23 protein-coding genes are annotated in these 19,761 nt (G+C 26.8%); 15 read left to right on the top strand and 8 right to left on the bottom strand.

Features of this window, described 5'->3' with window-relative positions; all coding sequences use genetic code 11:
• Nucleotides 1-16: 16 nt before the first annotated feature.
• Entirely contained in the window at nucleotides 17-235 is a 219-nt protein-coding gene (locus tag ACEXNK_RS01670; RefSeq protein WP_373600863.1) for a hypothetical protein, read from the top strand.
• 31 nt (nucleotides 236-266) lie between these two features.
• On the opposite strand, the gene ACEXNK_RS01665 is transcribed toward ACEXNK_RS01670, so the two are convergent.
• Nucleotides 267-1,100 carry a MerR family transcriptional regulator gene (locus ACEXNK_RS01665; protein WP_373600864.1) on the bottom strand — a complete coding sequence of 278 codons (834 nt, stop codon included), beginning with the start codon at nucleotides 1,098-1,100 and terminating at the stop codon, nucleotides 267-269.
• Between the two features lie 92 nt (nucleotides 1,101-1,192).
• On the opposite strand from ACEXNK_RS01665, the gene ACEXNK_RS01660 reads away from it, so the two are divergent.
• Nucleotides 1,193-2,566 (top strand): MATE family efflux transporter, encoded by a 1,374-nt coding sequence (locus ACEXNK_RS01660; protein ID WP_373600865.1) that lies wholly within the window; start codon nucleotides 1,193-1,195, stop codon nucleotides 2,564-2,566.
• A gap of 59 nt (nucleotides 2,567-2,625) precedes the next feature.
• On the opposite strand, the gene ACEXNK_RS01655 is transcribed toward ACEXNK_RS01660, so the two are convergent.
• Nucleotides 2,626-3,135, bottom strand: a complete 510-nt coding sequence (locus ACEXNK_RS01655; RefSeq protein ID WP_373600866.1) for a thioredoxin family protein — start codon at nucleotides 3,133-3,135, stop codon at nucleotides 2,626-2,628.
• A 151-nt stretch (nucleotides 3,136-3,286) separates the two neighbouring features.
• Between ACEXNK_RS01655 and ACEXNK_RS01650 the strand changes: the two genes are divergently transcribed.
• On the top strand, nucleotides 3,287-3,643 hold the full coding sequence (locus tag ACEXNK_RS01650; RefSeq protein WP_373601532.1) for a DUF4870 domain-containing protein: 357 nt from the start codon (nucleotides 3,287-3,289) through the stop codon (nucleotides 3,641-3,643).
• A 67-nt stretch (nucleotides 3,644-3,710) separates the two neighbouring features.
• Here ACEXNK_RS01650 and ACEXNK_RS01645 read toward each other — a convergent pair whose 3' ends face one another.
• Complete coding sequence (locus tag ACEXNK_RS01645; protein ID WP_373600868.1) at nucleotides 3,711-4,667, bottom strand: calcium/sodium antiporter; 957 nt, start codon at nucleotides 4,665-4,667, stop codon at nucleotides 3,711-3,713.
• 145 nt (nucleotides 4,668-4,812) lie between these two features.
• On the opposite strand from ACEXNK_RS01645, the gene ACEXNK_RS01640 reads away from it, so the two are divergent.
• From ACEXNK_RS01640 to ACEXNK_RS01625, 4 genes are all read left to right on the top strand, one after another.
• The gene (locus tag ACEXNK_RS01640; protein WP_373600869.1) at nucleotides 4,813-5,145 is read left to right on the top strand and encodes a hypothetical protein; all 333 of its coding nucleotides are present in this window, start codon (nucleotides 4,813-4,815) and stop codon (nucleotides 5,143-5,145) included.
• 184 nt (nucleotides 5,146-5,329) lie between these two features.
• The gene (locus tag ACEXNK_RS01635; RefSeq protein WP_373600870.1) at nucleotides 5,330-6,739 is read left to right on the top strand and encodes an MATE family efflux transporter; all 1,410 of its coding nucleotides are present in this window, start codon (nucleotides 5,330-5,332) and stop codon (nucleotides 6,737-6,739) included.
• A 71-nt stretch (nucleotides 6,740-6,810) separates the two neighbouring features.
• Nucleotides 6,811-7,383 (top strand): NAD(P)H-dependent oxidoreductase, encoded by a 573-nt coding sequence (locus ACEXNK_RS01630; protein ID WP_373600871.1) that lies wholly within the window; start codon nucleotides 6,811-6,813, stop codon nucleotides 7,381-7,383.
• Nucleotides 7,384-7,421: 38 nt separating this feature from the next.
• Complete coding sequence (locus tag ACEXNK_RS01625) at nucleotides 7,422-7,841, top strand: hypothetical protein (protein ID WP_373601531.1); 420 nt, start codon at nucleotides 7,422-7,424, stop codon at nucleotides 7,839-7,841.
• Between the two features lie 55 nt (nucleotides 7,842-7,896).
• Here the strand turns inward: ACEXNK_RS01625 and ACEXNK_RS01620 are convergent, their stop codons facing one another.
• The 4 genes from ACEXNK_RS01620 to ACEXNK_RS01605 all read right to left on the bottom strand — a co-directional run bounded on the left by ACEXNK_RS01620 (nucleotide 7,897) and on the right by ACEXNK_RS01605 (nucleotide 11,176).
• The gene (locus tag ACEXNK_RS01620; RefSeq protein WP_373600873.1) at nucleotides 7,897-8,361 is read right to left on the bottom strand and encodes a hypothetical protein; all 465 of its coding nucleotides are present in this window, start codon (nucleotides 8,359-8,361) and stop codon (nucleotides 7,897-7,899) included.
• Nucleotides 8,362-8,379: 18 nt separating this feature from the next.
• A complete protein-coding gene (locus ACEXNK_RS01615; RefSeq protein WP_373600874.1) occupies nucleotides 8,380-9,645 on the bottom strand; it encodes an ArsB/NhaD family transporter in 1,266 nt (421 codons plus the stop codon).
• A 159-nt stretch (nucleotides 9,646-9,804) separates the two neighbouring features.
• On the bottom strand, nucleotides 9,805-10,371 hold the full coding sequence (locus ACEXNK_RS01610; RefSeq protein ID WP_373600875.1) for a hypothetical protein: 567 nt from the start codon (nucleotides 10,369-10,371) through the stop codon (nucleotides 9,805-9,807).
• Nucleotides 10,372-10,462: 91 nt separating this feature from the next.
• The gene (locus tag ACEXNK_RS01605) at nucleotides 10,463-11,176 is read right to left on the bottom strand and encodes a protein kinase family protein (protein WP_373600876.1); all 714 of its coding nucleotides are present in this window, start codon (nucleotides 11,174-11,176) and stop codon (nucleotides 10,463-10,465) included.
• A gap of 45 nt (nucleotides 11,177-11,221) precedes the next feature.
• Here ACEXNK_RS01605 and ACEXNK_RS01600 point away from each other — a divergent pair, with 45 nt between their 5' ends.
• The 7 genes from ACEXNK_RS01600 (at nucleotide 11,222) to ACEXNK_RS01570 (ending at nucleotide 17,420) form a co-directional block, all read left to right on the top strand.
• The gene (locus tag ACEXNK_RS01600; protein WP_373601530.1) at nucleotides 11,222-11,434 is read left to right on the top strand and encodes a hypothetical protein; all 213 of its coding nucleotides are present in this window, start codon (nucleotides 11,222-11,224) and stop codon (nucleotides 11,432-11,434) included.
• Between the two features lie 292 nt (nucleotides 11,435-11,726).
• Nucleotides 11,727-12,938 carry an NAD(P)/FAD-dependent oxidoreductase gene (locus ACEXNK_RS01595; protein ID WP_373600878.1) on the top strand — a complete coding sequence of 404 codons (1,212 nt, stop codon included), beginning with the start codon at nucleotides 11,727-11,729 and terminating at the stop codon, nucleotides 12,936-12,938.
• A gap of 88 nt (nucleotides 12,939-13,026) precedes the next feature.
• Nucleotides 13,027-13,215, top strand: coding sequence for a hypothetical protein (locus ACEXNK_RS01590; RefSeq protein WP_373600879.1), 189 nt, complete (start codon nucleotides 13,027-13,029; stop codon nucleotides 13,213-13,215).
• A 139-nt stretch (nucleotides 13,216-13,354) separates the two neighbouring features.
• The gene (locus ACEXNK_RS01585) at nucleotides 13,355-14,068 is read left to right on the top strand and encodes a DUF5714 domain-containing protein (protein ID WP_373600880.1); all 714 of its coding nucleotides are present in this window, start codon (nucleotides 13,355-13,357) and stop codon (nucleotides 14,066-14,068) included.
• Between the two features lie 82 nt (nucleotides 14,069-14,150).
• Complete coding sequence (locus ACEXNK_RS01580) at nucleotides 14,151-14,537, top strand: DUF134 domain-containing protein (RefSeq protein WP_373600881.1); 387 nt, start codon at nucleotides 14,151-14,153, stop codon at nucleotides 14,535-14,537.
• Between the two features lie 145 nt (nucleotides 14,538-14,682).
• Complete coding sequence (locus ACEXNK_RS01575) at nucleotides 14,683-16,074, top strand: TldD/PmbA family protein (protein ID WP_373600882.1); 1,392 nt, start codon at nucleotides 14,683-14,685, stop codon at nucleotides 16,072-16,074.
• A gap of 2 nt (nucleotides 16,075-16,076) precedes the next feature.
• Nucleotides 16,077-17,420 carry a TldD/PmbA family protein gene (locus ACEXNK_RS01570; protein WP_373600883.1) on the top strand — a complete coding sequence of 448 codons (1,344 nt, stop codon included), beginning with the start codon at nucleotides 16,077-16,079 and terminating at the stop codon, nucleotides 17,418-17,420.
• Between the two features lie 188 nt (nucleotides 17,421-17,608).
• Here ACEXNK_RS01570 and ACEXNK_RS01565 read toward each other — a convergent pair whose 3' ends face one another.
• On the bottom strand, nucleotides 17,609-18,751 hold the full coding sequence (locus ACEXNK_RS01565) for a ComEC/Rec2 family competence protein (RefSeq protein ID WP_373600884.1): 1,143 nt from the start codon (nucleotides 18,749-18,751) through the stop codon (nucleotides 17,609-17,611).
• A 181-nt stretch (nucleotides 18,752-18,932) separates the two neighbouring features.
• Here ACEXNK_RS01565 and ACEXNK_RS01560 point away from each other — a divergent pair, with 181 nt between their 5' ends.
• Nucleotides 18,933-19,721 carry an N-acetylmuramoyl-L-alanine amidase family protein gene (locus ACEXNK_RS01560; protein ID WP_373600885.1) on the top strand — a complete coding sequence of 263 codons (789 nt, stop codon included), beginning with the start codon at nucleotides 18,933-18,935 and terminating at the stop codon, nucleotides 19,719-19,721.
• Nucleotides 19,722-19,761: the final 40 nt, after the last annotated feature.

Raw genomic sequence — 19,761 nt, 5'->3', positions numbered from 1 at the left:
GAAGGAGAAGACAACAATGATAAAAGTTATGATGAAAGATGGAAGTGAGTATGAAGCTAACTATAAACATGTAAATGATTTTATAGAAAATGTTTTAAAGAATCACTTAACTTCAAATAAAGAATTACCTTGTAAGTTAATTGAACTAAATGATGGAGTATATATAAATTTAAGTTCGATATCTTCAATAGAAGAAGAACAATATATTAATGGAATTGATACTATAATTCCATAAACAAGAGGAGCTATCAAATAGATAGCTCCTTTTAAAATTCGCTTAAATCACTTAATAGTTTAACCGGAATTTGAACCTGAGTAACATACTCAGCTTCTATTGACGTTTCATATACATCTATCTTATATATTTCTAATGGATCTCCTAAAATTGTATAATTATTAGATTCTATGAATTTAAAAAGCATAGGAAAAATTTTTCCGGATTGTTTATAATCTCCCCTATAAGTATATGTTACATAATATCCCTCATCTATTGTATAAGTATAATTATCAGCATCATCATCTAATAAACAAAATATGTATTTATAATTATTATAAATACCCTTAGAAACACTTTTGGTGTCAAATACAGCTCCAAAATTACTATTACCTAAAACATAAAACTTATCATCAAATTTTTCATTCAACCTTTGGATAAGGTAATCTACATTTTCATCAAAAGTAACATTAGAGTTAACAGTAAGAACTTTTCTTTTATTCATATATAAGAGCTCTATTCTATTGAAGTTAGTATGATCTATAGTATTGTTTATAGAGCTTAATCTTTTTATTAAACTTTCCTTATGAGCTGTTAATTCTTCTAACTTTTTATCTATAAATTTTATTTCATCATTTAGCATTTTTTTTGTAGTATCAACATTTCTATTTTCTAGATACTCTTTTATTTTCTGCATAGAAAAATCAAGACTTCGAAGTTCCTTTATTAAATTTAAATTACATACATCATTAACTGTATACATTCTATAAGAATTTGTATCTCTTCCAGGTTTTAAAAGACCGAGTTTTTCATAATACTTAAGAGAATCTCTCCCTAAGTTATAAATATTTGATAATTCGCCTGTTTTATAGTATTTTCTCTTCATAAAATCACCCCTATTAAAAATAAAATATAAAAAGTGTTGACTTGAGTATTATACCATAGTTTATCTTATATAAGTGGAAGGAGAGGAATATTATGGATAATACTAAAAGCTTAAGAACTCAATTTAAACAATATGTAATACCATCAGTAGCATCTATGTGGGTATTTTCTTTATATTCAATGGTAGATGGTGCTTTTGTAAGTAGAGGGGTAGGAAGTGAAGCGCTGGCAGCTGTAAATATATCTACACCGTTTATAAATACACTATTTGCAATATCAGTACTATTATCAACTGGAGCATCAACTATAGTATCGATGACTCTAGGAAAAGGTGATAATAAAAAGGCAAGTGAGTATTTTACTTTTAACACTGTCTTATTAGCTATTATATCTATTTTTATTATTATATTTAGTCTATCAAATTTAGAAAAAATAGCTTTATTTCTAGGTGCAACAGATACAACATTACCATTAGTGAAAGGATATTTAGGGAACATTATAATATTTGTAACTTTTTATCTAGTATCCTATGGACTAGAACTACTAATTAAATGTGATGGATATCCTCATTTATCTACAATAGGCGTTATTATTTCGGCTATAACTAATATAGTGCTTGACTATATATTTGTAATAAAATGGGGATGGGGAGTTGAAGGTGCAGCATTAGCTACTGGAATCGCCAGAGTATTTTCAGTATCATTTTTTATGACTCATTTTTTAAGAAAAAAAGGGAAATTAAGATTTTGTAAATTTAAGTTTGAACTTAGTTTTATAAGAAAAATAGCAGTAATAGGAATACCAGATTCTATGACCGAAGCTAGTTTAGCTGTAGTTATACTTTTATTTAATCAAAGTATATTAAGATTAATAGGAGAAAATGCATTAGTAAGTTATAGTGTTATATGTTATATAACTACATTAGTACTAACTACTATGCTTGGAATATCTCAAGGACTACAACCAATATGTAGTTACTATTATGGTAAAGAAGACAATAAATCGGTGCTTGAACTTTTAAAAATGAGTTTAAGATATATAAAAAAGTCTTCAATAATAGCATTTTTTATAGTTATAATATTTGCAAATCAAATAGTATCTATGTTTATAGATAAAACAGATATTGGCTTATTTAACTATACCGTAAAGACTTTAAGAATATCTTCTTTAGCATACTTGATAATGGGTTATAACGTGATAATATCAGGGTTTTGTGTAGCAACAGGTAAAGCAATACATGCAAGTATAATATCTCTTGGAAGAGGGTTGGTTATAATAACTTTAAGCTTAATTATTATGACTTCTATATTTGGAGGAACTGGAATATGGTTTGCTACATTAGTGTCAGAACTAATAGTCCTTATTATATCTACTATAATACTTAAAAAGGCTAAAGAAAGAATAAAAAATAGCACTCAGACAAATTTAGATATTAATTTTGAAGCAAAAAGTACTAATGTAATTTAATTACATTAGTACTTTTTTATATAATATAATTTCATTATAATGAATTGAGTTTTGTATTACTATTTTATATTCAAAATATCTAAGTAATCATTTACTGTATCTAATAAGTACTTGCCTTTATAATAATCCAATTTTACATCTTCAAAATTTTCAAAAGCACGTACTGATTTAGGTCTTTCCTCAAATATACCGATAGTGTTAAAATTTTCATCTAAGAATACTATAGTAGGACCTTTAAAACTATCTTTATCAATACCTAAGATTTCACTTAAAAACTTTTTCCCCCTAGCCATAGTTATTACCGATATGTCAAAGTTATCATTAAGATCCATAAATTTTTTCAAAACAGAGATATTTAACTGAAAATCAGGACACCATATTTCTCCAGAAACAAGACAGTTAACTTTATTTTGATAATTAGCTATTTTATTAATTAAACTATCAGATAAATTAATTCTAGAAGTATTTTTAGGAATTCTAGATCTTTCTGACTTAGTTCCACTACCTACACAACTTTCAAAACTTTCACCAACACTATATAAATCCCTAATATTCATTTCTATCGCCATAATAAATCCTCCCCAATAAAATTGTCATTACAAAAATTATATATAAATAATATAAAATAGTAAATAAAAATATACTAAACAAAATATTGACGATTTAAATCATATAGTTCAAAATATAGAAGTAAAGATTACTATGAAAGGGCTAAATAATATGACAGAAGAACAAAGATGTACTAAAAACGAAAGCACTACCATGATGGTTATGACTTTAGCTGTTATGCTTTTAAATATAATTGGGATTATAATAGCTTTTGTTACATGGAAGATTTATGGAAAAGAATCTAAATTTATAAAAGAAAATGGAGCTAAACTTATGGATTTTTATATAACATTTGTTATATATGAACTTATAGTTTTACTTTTATGTATAGTTAAGGTAGGTGTGTACATATTACCTGTAATGACACTTATATATGCTGCAATTCTTATAATGGCAATTATAAGTTATTATAAGCATAAAAGCTTTGCATATCCACTAAGCTTTAAATTTATACAAAGAATGAAATAAAAAATAGGACTATTTAATTTAAATAGTCCTATTTTTATTTCATCTCAAATTTAAACATTCGCGTATATTATCTAACTATAGTATACACCATATAAGCAATATAAATAACTAAGAATATTATACCGTGAACTCTATTAAGAGAATTATTTTTTTTCATAAATATGTATAGTAGAACTGTTATAGCTGTCATAAACATAGTATCTATTAAAGCTATAAAGCTTATTGTCATAGGGTGTATTAAAGCAGCTAATCCTAAAACTAGCAATATATTAAATATATTAGAACCTATAACATTACCAATTGCAATTTCTGTTTCGCCTTTTTTTACGGCTATTACAGATGTAACAAATTCAGGAAGAGAAGTCCCCATAGCAACTATAGTAAGTCCAACTAAGTTAGCGCTCATACCAAAAGCAGTAGCAATACTAGTTGCAGAGTCTACAACTAAGTCTCCTCCAAACACTATTCCCACTATTCCAACTAAACATAAAACTAAAGTTTTAGGAAGTGACACAGCTTCTTTTTCTTCAGAAACTTCTATAGCTATTGCTGTTTCTCCAGATGATGTTTCATTAGATCTTGAATTTAAATTAGACTTTATCATATTTATTAAAAATACTGCGAATAAAATTAAAAAAATTACTCCATCAAGTCTACTTAAATTTAAATTAAATCCTAAAACAAGAAGTAAAGCACTAATAAATATTAAAAATGGAGTGTCTTTTTTTATAGTATTTTCTTCAACTGGAAGTTTAGCTATAATAGCTGATACACCTAAAACTACAAGTATATTAAAAAAGTTAGAACCAACAACATTTGCTATACTCATATCATTTTGTCCAGCTAATGAAGATGATATACTAACAGCGGCCTCTGGAGCGCTAGTTCCCATTGCAACAATTGTAAGACCTATTATCATAGGTGGAACATTAAATTTTTTTGCAATAGAAGATGATCCCTCAACAAATATATCTGCGCCCTTTATAAGCAGAATAAACCCAATTATTAAAATTAAAAATGACATAATAACCTCCTTAAATTAAGCTATCATAAAAAATAGTATAACATAATAAATACCAATGTAAAATACTTCTTAAACATATAATAATTAACAACTTTCTTAAAGTACAGGCATATAATATATAAAAGCAAATAAAGGAGACTTGTAAATGGTAACACTTGGATGTATATTAATAGGTTTTGGAGTTGGATTAACTTTAGGGAATATACAAGAGACCATAATACTATCCTTAGTTGGACTTATTGTCGGAGCTTTTTTATACACAAGAATGGGAGTATACTTACAGTTAAAGTTTAATAAAAAAGTCAAATCACTAATATATATAGCAGCAGGTATACTAATAGGAATAGTAGTTGGAATTATCACAGGAGAAATGCTAGGAGCTATACTAATAGGTATAGGGTTGAGTTTTGTAGCTATAGATATGATGAATTATAGAAGACACATAAGAAAATCTAAAAATAAAGATAAAATAAGTTGAAAAATTTAAGATATACTAAAAGTAATTTAAGTATTAATAATATTTTAAAGATTACTTTTAGTATATCTATATTTTTTTGTATAATAATAAAATTATAAATATAAATTAATTGGTATAAGTACATAAATATTAAATGTTGCTATAATATAAAATGAAAGTAAAATTGAATATTGGAGGTCGTAGTATGGAAGCTAAGACTAATTTAAGTCAACAAGAAATAAAAAAAGCTATACAGATCATGGTATTACCTATAGTTATAGAAAGTATACTCCAGATGACCTCTGGATTTTGTTTAACAGGTATGATGGGAAGATTAGATGCAACATCGATAAGTGCATTTAGTTTAAGTAACAGAATAATAAACATAACCTGGGCAATATTAAGGGGTATAACTATGGGTAGTGCAGTATTTGTAGCACAAGCATATGGCTCTAAAAATACAAAAGAAATAAAGCAAATAATAAAACAGACAATACTCGGTCTTAGTATATTAATTTTTTTTATTCAACAATTTATATTTTTAAACACAGAACTCGTTTTATCTATATTTAATCCAAGCAATGAGTTAATGACTATTGCGTCTAAATGTCTTAAAACATCATCTTGGTCACTATATTTTATGAGCATAATGCTTATATGTACATCATCTTTGCAATCTATGAATAGAGCTAAAATATCTATGCAAATAGTTATGGCTATGAATATAACTAGCATAGTTATAGGGTATTTATTTATATTTGGAAACTTTGATATGCCTAATTTAGGAGTTCAAGGGGCTGCAATAGGAACCTTTAGTGGATATTTCATTGCGTGTTTTTATGGATTATATCTAATGTTTAACAAAAAGAAAGGGTATATTTATTTTGGAGAAAAAATAGAAAAAACTAAATTCAGTCTAATATCATTTATGGAAAGCTTAAAGCCAGATATAAATCAAATCAAAAACATATATAAAATAGGCATACCTATATCATTAGAAAATTCTTTCTGGCAATTATCAACTATAATATTAACTCGAGCAATATTAAATTATGGAGAATCAACACTTGCAGCATATCAATTAGGGCTTCAAGCTGAATCTATATCTTTTATGCCGTCTAATGCTTTTGCAATAGCAGCGACTGCATTTGTTGGTCAATGTGTAGGGGCTAAGAATGAAGAGTTAGGTAAAAAATATATGAAAGAATTATTTAAATCAACGATTATAATTACGATTATAACTTCTATACCTTTAATATTTTTTCCAAAACAACTTATGCTTGTATTAACTAATGATATTGAACTTATAAATATTGCTTCAAAATATTTAATAGTTATGGGACTTATACAATTAGCAGGAAATTTAGGTGGTGTAATAAATGGAGCTCTTAGAGGTTCTGGATATACCAAATTACCAATGATAATATCAGCTATAGGTATATGGGGAATAAGGGTACCTTTTACTGTATTAATAGTATATTTTACAAGGTTAGATATACAATGGGTTTGGGTAGCTATGGGATTTGATGTTTGTATTAGATGGGTTATAGGATATATAATTTATAAAAAGAAAGATTTATATAATACAAGAAATAATTTAGTAGAAGTATTGTAGGATATGAATATAAAACCATATAAATATTTATAATAAAAAGTGATTATTATAAATGAAAGGATATGATTAATATGAGTACTACAATAATAGTATCGAATCCATCAAAAAATTCTTTTAGTGAAGAAGTATTAAACTCTGTAATTGATGGACTAAGTAGTAAGAATAAAATTTATGATGTAATAGATTTATATGAAGATAAATTTAATCCTGTTATGACAAAAGAAGAAGTGAATTTGTATTCTAAAGGTGAAACCAAAGATACATTAGTTAAAAAATATCAAGCTATATTAAAAGAAAGTGATGAGATTATTTTTATATTCCCTATATGGCATAATAATGTACCCGCTATATTAAAAGGATTTTTTGATAAAGTATTTGTGAAAGAATTTGCATTCATAGAAGAAAACAAAAGACCAAAAGGATTGCTTATAAATATAAAATCGGGAATGGTTATAACTACATCGGAGACTGACACAGATTTTATTAAAAATGAACTAGGAAACCCTATTGAAAATGCCATAATAAAGGGTACATTAAACGTAGTTGGCATGTCAAATATCAAGTGGCTAAATAATAATTTAGCTAATGAGAACCCAAATGCTAAAAAAGCATACTTAGAAAATATAAAAAATTATATTTCATAAATTAAAAATATAAAAATATATTGTATAGAGGTGATAGTATGATAAATACATTAAAAAAATCTATTCAAATATATTTTAAGTATTTAGGGATTGCAAATGTAATTTTTTATTACGTATATTTACAAACTATAAAAGAAAGTGCTATGGGATTAAGTGATTTTATTTTTATTTTAATATCGTCAACATCAATGATAATAATTCCTGTTGTTTACATGGCTATAATGAGCAATCAAAATAAGCTTAAAAGTTTAAATTTGAGTATAAATATACTACTAATAACAACTTGTTTTGATATATTATTATTAAGCATAATTAATGCATTTAGTTTTGCTTATTTGATAAAATCAGTTATATTATCTATAACTATGTTTACAACTACAAGGTTTATAATATCTATAACTTTAGATTTATGTATGAAAAGCTTTAAAAGGATATTTTTAAGTAAAATATCTAATTAATAAATATAAAAGGATGTTTTGGAGCGTGTATTTAACCCTAAAACATCCTTTTATATTATAGTTTTATCCTTGGAGACTTATTTTTTGTTTTTTCAAATAAGGATAAAATATCATCTAATTTAAATTTTAATAAATCCAGTTCTATTTTATCTATATTGTAATTTAAAAATAACTTTTCAACATCATAACATATTGTATTAAGTTCTTTAGTTAGAGACAAGAATAAGTCGAAATTATGACTGTTTTTTGCATTTGTGAATTTTTCTATATCTTTTTCAATAAAACTAACAACCTCTAACTCTTTTTCAAAAATACCTTCAGGTATAGGGTAAGGCTTTATTCGTTGTAAGAAGTATTTATTTTTAGAGTTTATATTGTAGCTATAAGATACTTGAAGATTATCAGCTATTTCAAACTCTATAAAATATAGTATTCCGTTTATTTTTTTTATATTTGTAGCCCCAATGTATCTAAGTCTGGCTTCTAAAGTATCTCCATATGCTTTATTTAATGCACTCATTAAATAACCTCCAATATATTAAAATATAATTATTAAATAAAAAGTAGAAATTAACACAGATAAAATCATAAGAGGAAAACCTATTTTGAAGTAATCTTTAAACGATATAGGATATCCATTTTTACTTCCTACATTAGCTAAAACTATATTTGCAGAAGCACCTATTAAAGATCCATTGCCACCTAAGCAAGCACCTAAGGAAGTTGCCCATATTATAGGAGTTACCTCTATTCCTTGAGACTGCATTGTTAATATTAAAGGTATTAATGTAGCTACAAATGGTATATTATCTAAAAATGCAGAAATTATAGCTGATAACCATAAGATTGCAAGCATTGTTATAGCTAAATTCCCTTCTGTTTTATCAATTAAGAATTTTGCAATAAAATCTATTACCCCAATTTCACTAAGACCTCCAACAACAACGAATAGTCCTCCGAAAAATGCTATAGTAGACCATTCAATACTAGATAAAATTTCATCTACATCTTGCTTGCCGATAAAAAGCATTATAGTAGCTCCTGTAAGAGCAACTACACTAGATTCAAGATTTATAGCCTTATGGAATATAAAACCTAATAATATAAAAAACATCATGATTAAGCTTTTTATAAGTAAAGGTTTATCCTTTATTGCTCTAGATTCATCTAAATTGGAAATATTAGAACTCAAATCATTAGAAGAAACTAGAACATCTTTATATATAAATTTAAAAGCTAGTATAGTTACAATAAGTATTACTATAACAATTGGACCTAAATTTACTAAAAAATCAGAAAAACTAAGGTCAAAAGCACTACCTATCATTATATTAGGAGGATCTCCGATTAGTGTAGCAGTTCCTCCAATGTTAGAAGCTAAAATTTGAGTTATTAAAAATGGTGTAGGATTAATCTTTAGAATTTGTGTTATAACTATTGTCATAGGTCCTATTAATAAAACCGTAGTTACATTATCTAAAACCCCTGATAAAAATGCAGTTAGTACCATAAATAAAATCATAATTTTTATAGGATTACCACCTGATTTTTTTGCGCAAAGAATAGCTATATATTCAAATAGACCTGAGTTTTTGACAATAGAAACAAATAGCATCATACCTATTAGAACACCAATAGTGTTAAAATCAATATGACTAAGTGCTGTTTTGGCAGGTAATATGCCAAATAAAATCATAAGCAATCCACCAGCCATACTTACAACAGCTCTGTTAGCTTTTTCTGAAATTATAGCTAACATTACTAGTAAAAATATTAAAATAGCTATTAATTGATTAATATCCATAAACTACCTCCTTATAATAATATATATAAATAGAGTATAGTTTTATGTCTTTAAATGTGTATAATATATAAAAATACCATTAGTAGATATATATAAGTGTAATATGTATCTACTAGTGATATCATATAAGTAAAAAATAAGATTAGAAATATTCTGTTGTTAAACTTGATTAAATATATCTTGAATAAACCTTTCGAAATTTTCTCTCTGAGTAGAAATATTTCCAGGATAAGTCAAATTAGATGTTAACAATTTATTTAAATTATAAGCATCTAAAGATTTTAAATTATTAAAGCTATCTTGTTCATATAAACTTCTTAATGTAGTTCCTATTTCTAAAAGTGATTCATAGTATTTTCCATTTGAAAAACCTCTAATTTTAGAACTATTTATATACTTACTATTAAAAAACAAGGATTTTGCGAGCCATCCTTTTCTTGCATAAGAATTTTTAGTTGTATTTTTTAATATAAAATTTAAATATGGTGTAAACTCACTAAATTCTCCGGTTTGAGTTTTTATTCCAACTATGGGATACCATAATCCTTTAATTTTTCCACTATTACTTCCAGATGAACTATAAAAAGCTAATGTTACTTTTTCTATTCCATAATAATACTCAATATCTACATCAATTAAACCAATCATTCTAAATGGTTTAATAGTATATATGTTAGCACTAAAGGTATCTTTGTGTATTTTCAATATATGATTAGAATTTATCATTATATACACCGCCTAAAATTGACATATTTAGCTTTAAATTGTATAGACTATATGATTATTATATAATAATCATATAGTCTATATTTAAAAGTTAGGTTATGCTTTTTAAAATATTTAGATCGTTTCTTATTGACTCAATATCTATATAGCTAGGTTCTATGCCCATAAGTTTTTTTAAAAACAGTTTTTCATGTTCATCTAAATTTAGTTCATCATACCAAGGTTTTTCCTCATCATTTGATTCTTCATAATAGGATGTGTAAAATAAATGAATTAAGAAATCACCTAAATACCAATAATCCATTTCTCTTACATATTTTTTATTATCTATATACCTAGCTAGACCAAAATCTATTAAAACCAACTCTTTATTTTTTTTCAATATCACATTGGGCAGTCTAATATCTCTATGGACTACATTATTTTTATGCAATAATTCTATAATATCTAAAAGTTGGTCAGCGAAATTATAAATTTCTTTTTTACTAAAATTATAATTTTTTCTTATTAATAAATCTTCAAATACTATACCTTCTATATATTCTAGTACATATCCTGTTATCTCTTCTTCAATTAAAGATATAAATTTAGGAAATCTAGAGTCATTTAGTTTATTTAATATTTCCTGTTCGTAAAATAACTTTTCTTTAGTTTCTTCTAACATATTATTTTTAAGTTGTTTTAGTATATATCTTTCAAAATTTTTGTTTTCTACTAAATATACTATTCCATATCTTCCTTGACCAATTATTTTTATAATTGAATATCCACTTATTATTTCTCCAGGATTATAATATTTATCCATAATGATAACAGCTACTTATTATTAACATTATTTACTGTGGCTGTAATGAGAAGATTTACTGTAATGTTTACTGTAACTATAGTCATAAGAATCGCTATGAGGTTTACTGTAGCTATAATCATAAGACTCACTAAATGGTCTACTGTAGCTATAATCATAAGACTCGCTAAATGGTTTACTGTAGCTATAGTCATAAGATTTGCTATAAGGATCACTATAGCTATAATGATAAGATTCACTATAAGTTTTACTATATGAATTTGTTTTTTTATAATGATTGTGTCCTTTATAAGATTCTTTTTTTAAATATCCCATAATTTCACCTCAATTAATAAAATTTGTATCTACAATATTATAACGATTTACTGTAGATAATTTATTATATGATTATTCGGGCATAATGTGACAAAAATCGACAAAAATATTTTGCGATTTAAAATAGAGAATTAAACATAAAAACAAAGAATTATAAATATAAAATACTTGTATTTAAATTATTCATAAGGACAAACTATTTTATATAAAATAAATTAGGTTCAGGAGTGAAATTATGCAAGAGTATGTAAAAGGTAAACCTATATTCACTAATATAAATAAAGTTATTAAGCAATACCCTTATTTAACTAATAATATACAAACAGATGTTTTAATAGTGGGAGGAGGAGTAACCGGAGCTATATGTTCTTATTATTTTACAAAAAACAATATAAAGACAGTTTTAATGGAAAAAAGTAGAGTGGGGCACTTAAGTACTAGTGTAACCACTTCCTTACTTCAGTATGAGTTAGATGATAATGCATTAGAACTAAAAGAAGTTATGGAGTTAGAGAAAGTTATAAGAGCGTATGAATTAGGATTATATGCATTAGATGAAATAGAAAAATTTACAATGAAATATGGAAATAATTTTGATTATATAAAAAGAGATACATTATTATATACTAATAAAGATACAGAAAAAAAAGCTATGAAAAATGAGTTTGAAATAAGAAAAGAAAATGGATTTGATGTAGAGTATATAGATGGTGATATTAATCCATACAGTTTTAGTTTGAAAGCGGGAGTACTATCTAAAAGTGGTGGAGCAGAAATAGATCCATATAAATTTACACATGAACTACTAAGAGTAGGAACAGAGAAGGGGTTAAAGGTATATGAGAACACAGAAGCTATAAAAATACAATATAATGATGAATTTGTTGAAGTTGAAACTACATATGGTTATAAAGTAAAGGCTAAGAAGGTAATAGTTGCTACTGGATATAATACAGATTTATTTACACATAGAAAGTTTGCAACGAAATCTAATACATTTAATATAGCTACAAAGCCAATAAAAGATGACATTGGATTAAAAAATAATATACTTATAAGAGATAATGAAGATCCATATAATTATCTAAGAACAACAAAAGATAACAGGATTATAATCGGAGGAGAAGATGTGGATTTTACAGAAATTGAAAATGAAAAATTAGCAATGAAAAAATATGATATATTAGAACAAAGATTGAAACATATGTTTAATCATTTAAAAGACATGGAAATAGAGTATAAGTACTGCGGATGTTTTGCAAGTACTAAGGATAATTTAGGATTTATAGGACCGGACCCTAAGCATAAAAATCTATGGTATTGTCTTGGGTATGGAGCAAATGGTATATTATTTGCTATACTTGGTGGACTTATTTTAAGTGACTTATATAATGGTAAAAAGTCTAAAGATATAGACTTATTTAAAGTTGATAGGTTTGATAATTAATATAAATTAAAGAATATATCTGTAGGTATTTATACATAATAAGTTTGTAGTCAAATAGATTACAACAAATACTTAGGAGGATATATAAATGCAAAAGAATGCAAAAGAACAATTAAGAGAAGCATGTTGTCAATTACAATGTGCCAAAAACGAGCTAAACCAAGCAATGGATACTGTTGAAAAACAACAAAATAAACAAGAAATACAAAAGGCTTTAAGTGCTATTGAAAGCGCTTCAACAGTAGCAAATAATGCTATGCAAAATTATAGAGATTAATTAAAAGTATATTTAAAATAAAAAGCATCGTTATATTTATATAACGATGCTAAATTTTTTGTAAACAATTAACAATAAATTAAAATACATGTATAATTATTATAGAGTTAATAAGAAATTTGGGGAAGAGGGGACAATAGTGAATAAGAATAATTGCTTAATATGTAATGAAGAAGTTTTATATTTGTCAAAAAGTGAAAAATTAACTTGTTATTACTGTAAAAATGAATATGAATCATCTATGGTATGTAAAAATGGACATTATGTATGTGATAACTGTCATAGTAAAGATGCTTTAACGGTTATAAATGAATACTGTAACAAAAGTATAAGTACTAATCCTATTAATATGGCTATAGATTTGATGAAGCATCCTGCAATTAAAATGCATGGACCAGAACATCATTTTTTAGTACCAGCAGTTCTGATTAGTGCTTACTTAAATAAGGTTGGGAAAATAGAAGACAAAGAAAGATTATTAAATGAGGGTAAAAAAAGATCTAAAAATGTATTAGGTGGATTTTGTGGATTTTATGGAGCTTGTGGAGCTGGTGTTGGATGTGGAATATACATGAGCTTAATATTAGAAGCTACACCACTATCAAAAGAGAGTTGGGGAATTTGTAATTTAATGACATCAAAATCTTTAGAAAATATAAGCTCTTTTGGTGGACCTAGATGTTGCAAGAGAGACTCTTTTGTTGCTATAAAAAGTGCTATAGATTTTACAGAAGAGTACCTAAATGTAGAGCTTGATAAGAATGAAAATATACTTTGTGAATTTATGAACTTAAATAAAGAATGTTTAAAGGAAAAGTGTAAATTCTATAATGAAGATTTAGTATACGCATAGATTGCTAATCACTATATTTAACTTATATACATATAATAATTTATATTCGCTAAACTAATTTAAGTAAATAGGGGATGAGTCTATGAAAAATGATAACACAACATGTAAATCAGAGATAAGACTTACTAAAAATGAAATAGAAGCAATTAAGTTGGTGGATATAGATAATTTAAAGATAAAAAACTGTGCTAAAAAGATGAATTTAAGTGTAGATGACTTTGAAAAACTATTAAAAAGTGCAAGATACAAAATTGCAAAAGAAATGTATGATAAAAATATTATAAATATAATTGAAGAAAAAGAGCAGCCTACAGATGATACTTTATATATTTTCTTTAGATGTGCAGTATGTGGAACTATATATAAACTAACTGGTAAAGAAGAATCAGTACAGTGTCCCATGTGCTTAAGCAATAAAATTATGGATGTTAAAGAAGCTGGATTTTGCAAAAAAAATTACTGGAGTTAAACTTCAGTAATTTTTTTTATAAATATTAAATTATATAAAAGAAATTAGCATAAGAATAGATTTTTATTACATAAAAATTTTATATGAGAACTTAATGTGTATTGTGATATCATTAAAGTAATAGTAAAAATATGGGAGGAATAATATGATTTCAAGAGAAATAGCTTCTCAAGTGTTATCAAAATGTTTGATAACTGGAGGAGATTTTGCGGAGATATTTGAAGAGGATACTATAAGTAACTCTATAGGTTTAATAGATAGTAAAGTTGAAAATGCACTTGGAGGAAGAAGTTACGGGATAGGAATAAGAATATTTAAAGGGTTTAAAAGTGTATATGCCTATACTAATGACAACTCAATAGCATCATTGTTAGATACAGCTTATAAAGCAGCTTTAGCATTAGGAAACTTAAAAGAAGAAAAAACAATTGTTTTAGATAATAGTATTAAATATAAAAACATGCATCCTATAAAATTGTATCCAAATTCAATCGATTATGAAAAAAAAATAAAAGTAATGAAGGATGCATATAAAAGTGCAAAAGATTATAGTAAAGATATATCTCAAGTTAATGTAACTTACCTAGATAAAGACCAAAAGATACTGATAGCGAATACAGAAGGGTTATACATAGAAGATGAAAGAGTTAGAACTAGACTTGGAGTTAGTGCTGTAGCATCTAAAGATAATGAAAATCAAACTGGATTTGAAGCACCAGGAAGAGCCATGGGATTTGAAATGTTTGAAGAAGTTGACCCAGTATATTATGGAAAAGAGGCTGCAAGAACTGCACATACTATGTTACACGCTAAAAATTGTCCAGCAGGGAAAATGACTGTTGCAATAGATAATGGTTTTGGAGGAGTAATATTCCATGAAGCATGCGGACATTCATTAGAAGCTACATCTGTGGCAAAAGGAAACTCAGTATTTTCAGGAAGATTAGGTGAGCAAATAGCATCAACTAAGGTAACGGCTATAGATGATGGAACATTATCTAATCATTGGGGTTCTAGTAACATAGATGATGAAGGAAATCCTACTCAAAAAAATATTTTAATAGAAAATGGAATATTAAAATCTTATATGATAGATAAATTAAATGGAAGAAGAATGAATATGATCCCAACAGGAAGTTCCCGTAGACAAAGTTATAAGTATGCACCAACATCAAGAATGACAAATACTTATATAGCAGCAGGAGAGGATAAGGCAGAGGATATAATAAAATCTATAGATAATGGATTGTATGCAAAAAAAATGGGGGGAGGATCTGTAAACCCAGTAACAGGAGAATTTAACTTTGCAGTTGCTGAAGGATATCTAGTAAAAAATGGTGAAATTCAAGAGCCAGTAAGAGGGGCTAGCTTAATAGGAAAAGGAAGCGAAGTACTGATGAATATAGATATGGTTTCAGACAACTTAAAACAAGCTCAAGGAATGTGTGGATCATCATCAGGAAGTATACCAACGAATGTAGGGCAACCTATGATAAGAGTTAAAGAAATTACTGTAGGTGGTAGATCGGAGGAATAATTATGAAGTTTAATGATTTTAAAAATAGATTATTTGAAAAAGCTATGAACCAAGGGTTTAGTGAGTGTGAAATATATTATAATCAAGGGGAAAATATAAGTATATCTGTATATGATTATGAACTTGAAAAGTATAATATAGATAAATATATAGGACTTTCATTTAGAGGATTAATGAATAATAAAATGGGATATTCATATACAGAAATATTAGATGAACAAGCAATAGATATGCTAATAAAAAATGCTAAAGAAGGAGCTTTATCTATAGAAAATAAGGATATACAATTTATATATGAAGGAGATAAAGACTATAGTGAGGTTAAAACTTATTCCGAAAAATTAGATAATATAGATGCAAAAAGACTAATTGACATAGCTATAGATTTAGAAAAACAAACTAAAGAATATAGTGACAAAGTTGTTAATTTAAGTGGATGTAAAGTTTCATATAGTTCATCTAAAAGTACAATTACAAATACAAAAGGTTTAGATTTAAATAATAAGAGTAATCTACTTATGGCATATGTTATACCAGTTATAAAGGTTAATAATCAAAAACAAGATGGAATGGGATATCAAATAGTAGAAGCTATAGAAGATATAGATACTAAAAAAATAGCGAAAGATGCATGTGAAGAAGCCTTATCCAAAATAGGGGCTACAACTATACCTTCAGGAAAATATAAAACTATAATAAATAATGAAGCTATGTCATCTTTACTTGAGACTTTTAGTGATATATTTAGTGCAGAAAATGCGCAAAGAGGAATGTCATTACTAAAAGGAAAAGAAGGCGAAAAAATTGCATCTAATATAGTAACAATAATTGATAATCCTTTGCTTGATAATGGATTAGCGTCTTCTCCATTTGATGATGAAGGTGTCGCAACTTACAAAAAAAATATAGTTGAAAATGGTGTTTTAAATACGTTACTTCATAATTTAAAAACTGCAAATAAAGCAAAAACAAAAACAACTGGAAATGGATTTAAAGCTAGTTACTCATCTGTAGTTAGTGTAGAACCTACTAATTTTTATATAGAAAAATGTGACAATACATTTGAAAAACTTTTAAAAGTAGTAGGAGAAGGAATTATAGTTACTGATTTTGCAGGATTACATTCCGGGGCTAACTCTGTTACAGGCGATTTTTCACTGGCAGCTAAAGGATATTATATAAAAAATGGTGAAAAATCTCATCCTATAGAACAAATAACTGTAGCAGGAAACTTCTTTGATGTCATTAAAGATATAGAATTAATAGGTGATGATTTAGAATTTCCATTAAGTAGTGTAGGATCTCCATCGGTTGTAGTAAAATCTTTATCAGTTGCAGGAAAATAGCAAATTAAGATTGTTATATATGAAATTAAATTGAATTTATACAAGGGTAAAATGAAAATGCTGTGAAAGTACTTGAATATACATTCAAAATAATTTTATAATACAACTACATACACTTAACTCAAAGGTTTAGATACCTTGTTTGTAATAGCTAGGAGAGGTCCTAGCTATTTTTTTTGTTAAATATTTTAATGGCATTTGTCACAAGAATCACTTTTGCCAGATTCAGATTGAGTTCCAGAAAGTATAGTTTTACTTCTACTAAGTGTTGGACAAGAATTTGTTGTGTGATAAGATTTACCATTAGGAGTCCAATAAACTATTTCTGAGTTCTGATTGGTTTTAATATCTGGCTCTTGAGTTATATTATCATTAACTTTTGTATTAATATCAGATAGTGATGAATTTTGTTGACTTCCTGAATTATAACTTCCTTGTGGACAATTCACAACAAAACCATTACCAGTAGATTTAAATACTATATCTCCACACTCATCACTTCTATGAACTTCTACATTCATCTTTTTTAGAGTATCCATAGTTTCCTTATGTGGATGTCCATATTTATTACCTTCTCCACAAGTTATAACTGCATACTCAGGATTAACTTTGTTTAAAAAATCTAAAGTAGAGCTACTATGAGAACCGTGATGACCTACTTTTATTAAATCCACATCTCCAGGATTTAAATTAATTTCTATTTCTTTTTCTGCATCTCCCATTAACAATGCCTTGTCATTACCATTTATAAATTCTAAAACGATAGAATTATTATTAGGGTCATCAACATTAGCTACAGATAAAACTTTTAAAGTAGCAGATCCTAATTTAAATTCACTTCCTAATAAAGGAACACTTGGATAAAGTCCTTTATTAGCCATTGCATTTATAAAGTCGGAATAAGTTTTTGTATTTGCATCTCCATTACTAACAAATATATTTTTTATAGGAATGGAATTAACAACAGCATCAAGTCCACCTATATGGTCAGAATGAAGATGAGTAGCGAATACATACTCTAACTCTGTTACCCCTTGTTTTTTTATGTAAGAAACTACTCTTTGTTCATCATCGTTATCTCCAGCATCTATAATGGCAGCCTTATCACCTTGGATAATAAGTATGGAATCTGAATTTCCTGTATTTATAAAATGAAGTTCAGTTTCTTTGGTAGATGTAATTTCTGTATTATTATTTGAGTCTGATGACTGACTTGCAATCGCAGTGTTAGAATGTTCAACTTTATTTTGAGTATTATCAGAACACCCAACAATAAATATAAAACAAAACAATACAATTAAGATAAGTTTAGAAAATCTTTTGTTTTGCAAAATAAAACCTCCTTTTTAAAAAATTAGTACAGATATTTTAACACACTATGTAAAAATTTTCATTATTTTGAAAAAATATAGAGGAAAAGAGCTACACCTAGTGTCGAAAAGAGTAAATGAAAAATGTAATTGTGTAACTATTTTTTATATAAAAAATATAATAAATGGAAGGAGTGATTTTATGAAAAAAGTTTATTTAGATCCAGGACATGGAGGAAAAGATAGTGGAGCAGTAGGTGTAGAAAATATCTTTGAGAAAGACGTAGTACTAGCTATTTGCTTAAAGATAAAGACTATTTTACAAAGTCGTAAAATAGATGTAAAGATGTCAAGGGATACAGATGTATTTAAATCCCTAGATTATAGGACCACTGAAGCTAATAAGTGGGGTGCTGATTGTTTAGTTTCTGTTCACTGCAATAGTTTTACAAACAAAGACGCTAAAGGACTAGAAACCTACTGCTTTGATTTAGGTAAATACTCTAAATTAGCAAACTGTATTCAAAGTGAACTAATTAAAGACAAGCTTTATACTATAAACCGTGGAGTCAAAGACGGAAATTTACACATGCTGAGAGAGAGTAAAATGTCAGCTTGTTTAGTAGAATTAGGGTTTGTATCTAATATTGAAGATATAAAATTACTTTTAAATAAACAAGATGAATATGCACTTGCAATAGCTGATGGCATATGTGAGTTTTTGGGAGTTAAGTTTACTAGCAATTCTCCTGTACAAAATCTAAATGTGTATAATATAATTACTGGAGGCTTTGGAAGTAAAGAAAAGGCACAAGAAAAATTAGAAAATTTAAAAGGACTTACAGGCTGGTATTTAACTTTACAAGAATTTAAACCAAATGACTGGAGAATAAGAACAGGTGGATTTACTGGTGAAGATAGAGTTAAGCGTGAAATGGCAGCACTAATTGAATTAACAGGATGGTGGTGTACTTACGAAAAGGAAAATTAATTAGTATTTTAAACTAGGATTATGAATTGTATCCTAGTTT

The sequence above is a fragment of the Paraclostridium bifermentans genome, from assembly GCF_964259345.1.
Lineage (GTDB): Bacteria > Bacillota > Clostridia > Peptostreptococcales > Peptostreptococcaceae > Paraclostridium > Paraclostridium bifermentans_B.
This window is presented reverse-complemented; position numbering and strand designations above follow the sequence as displayed.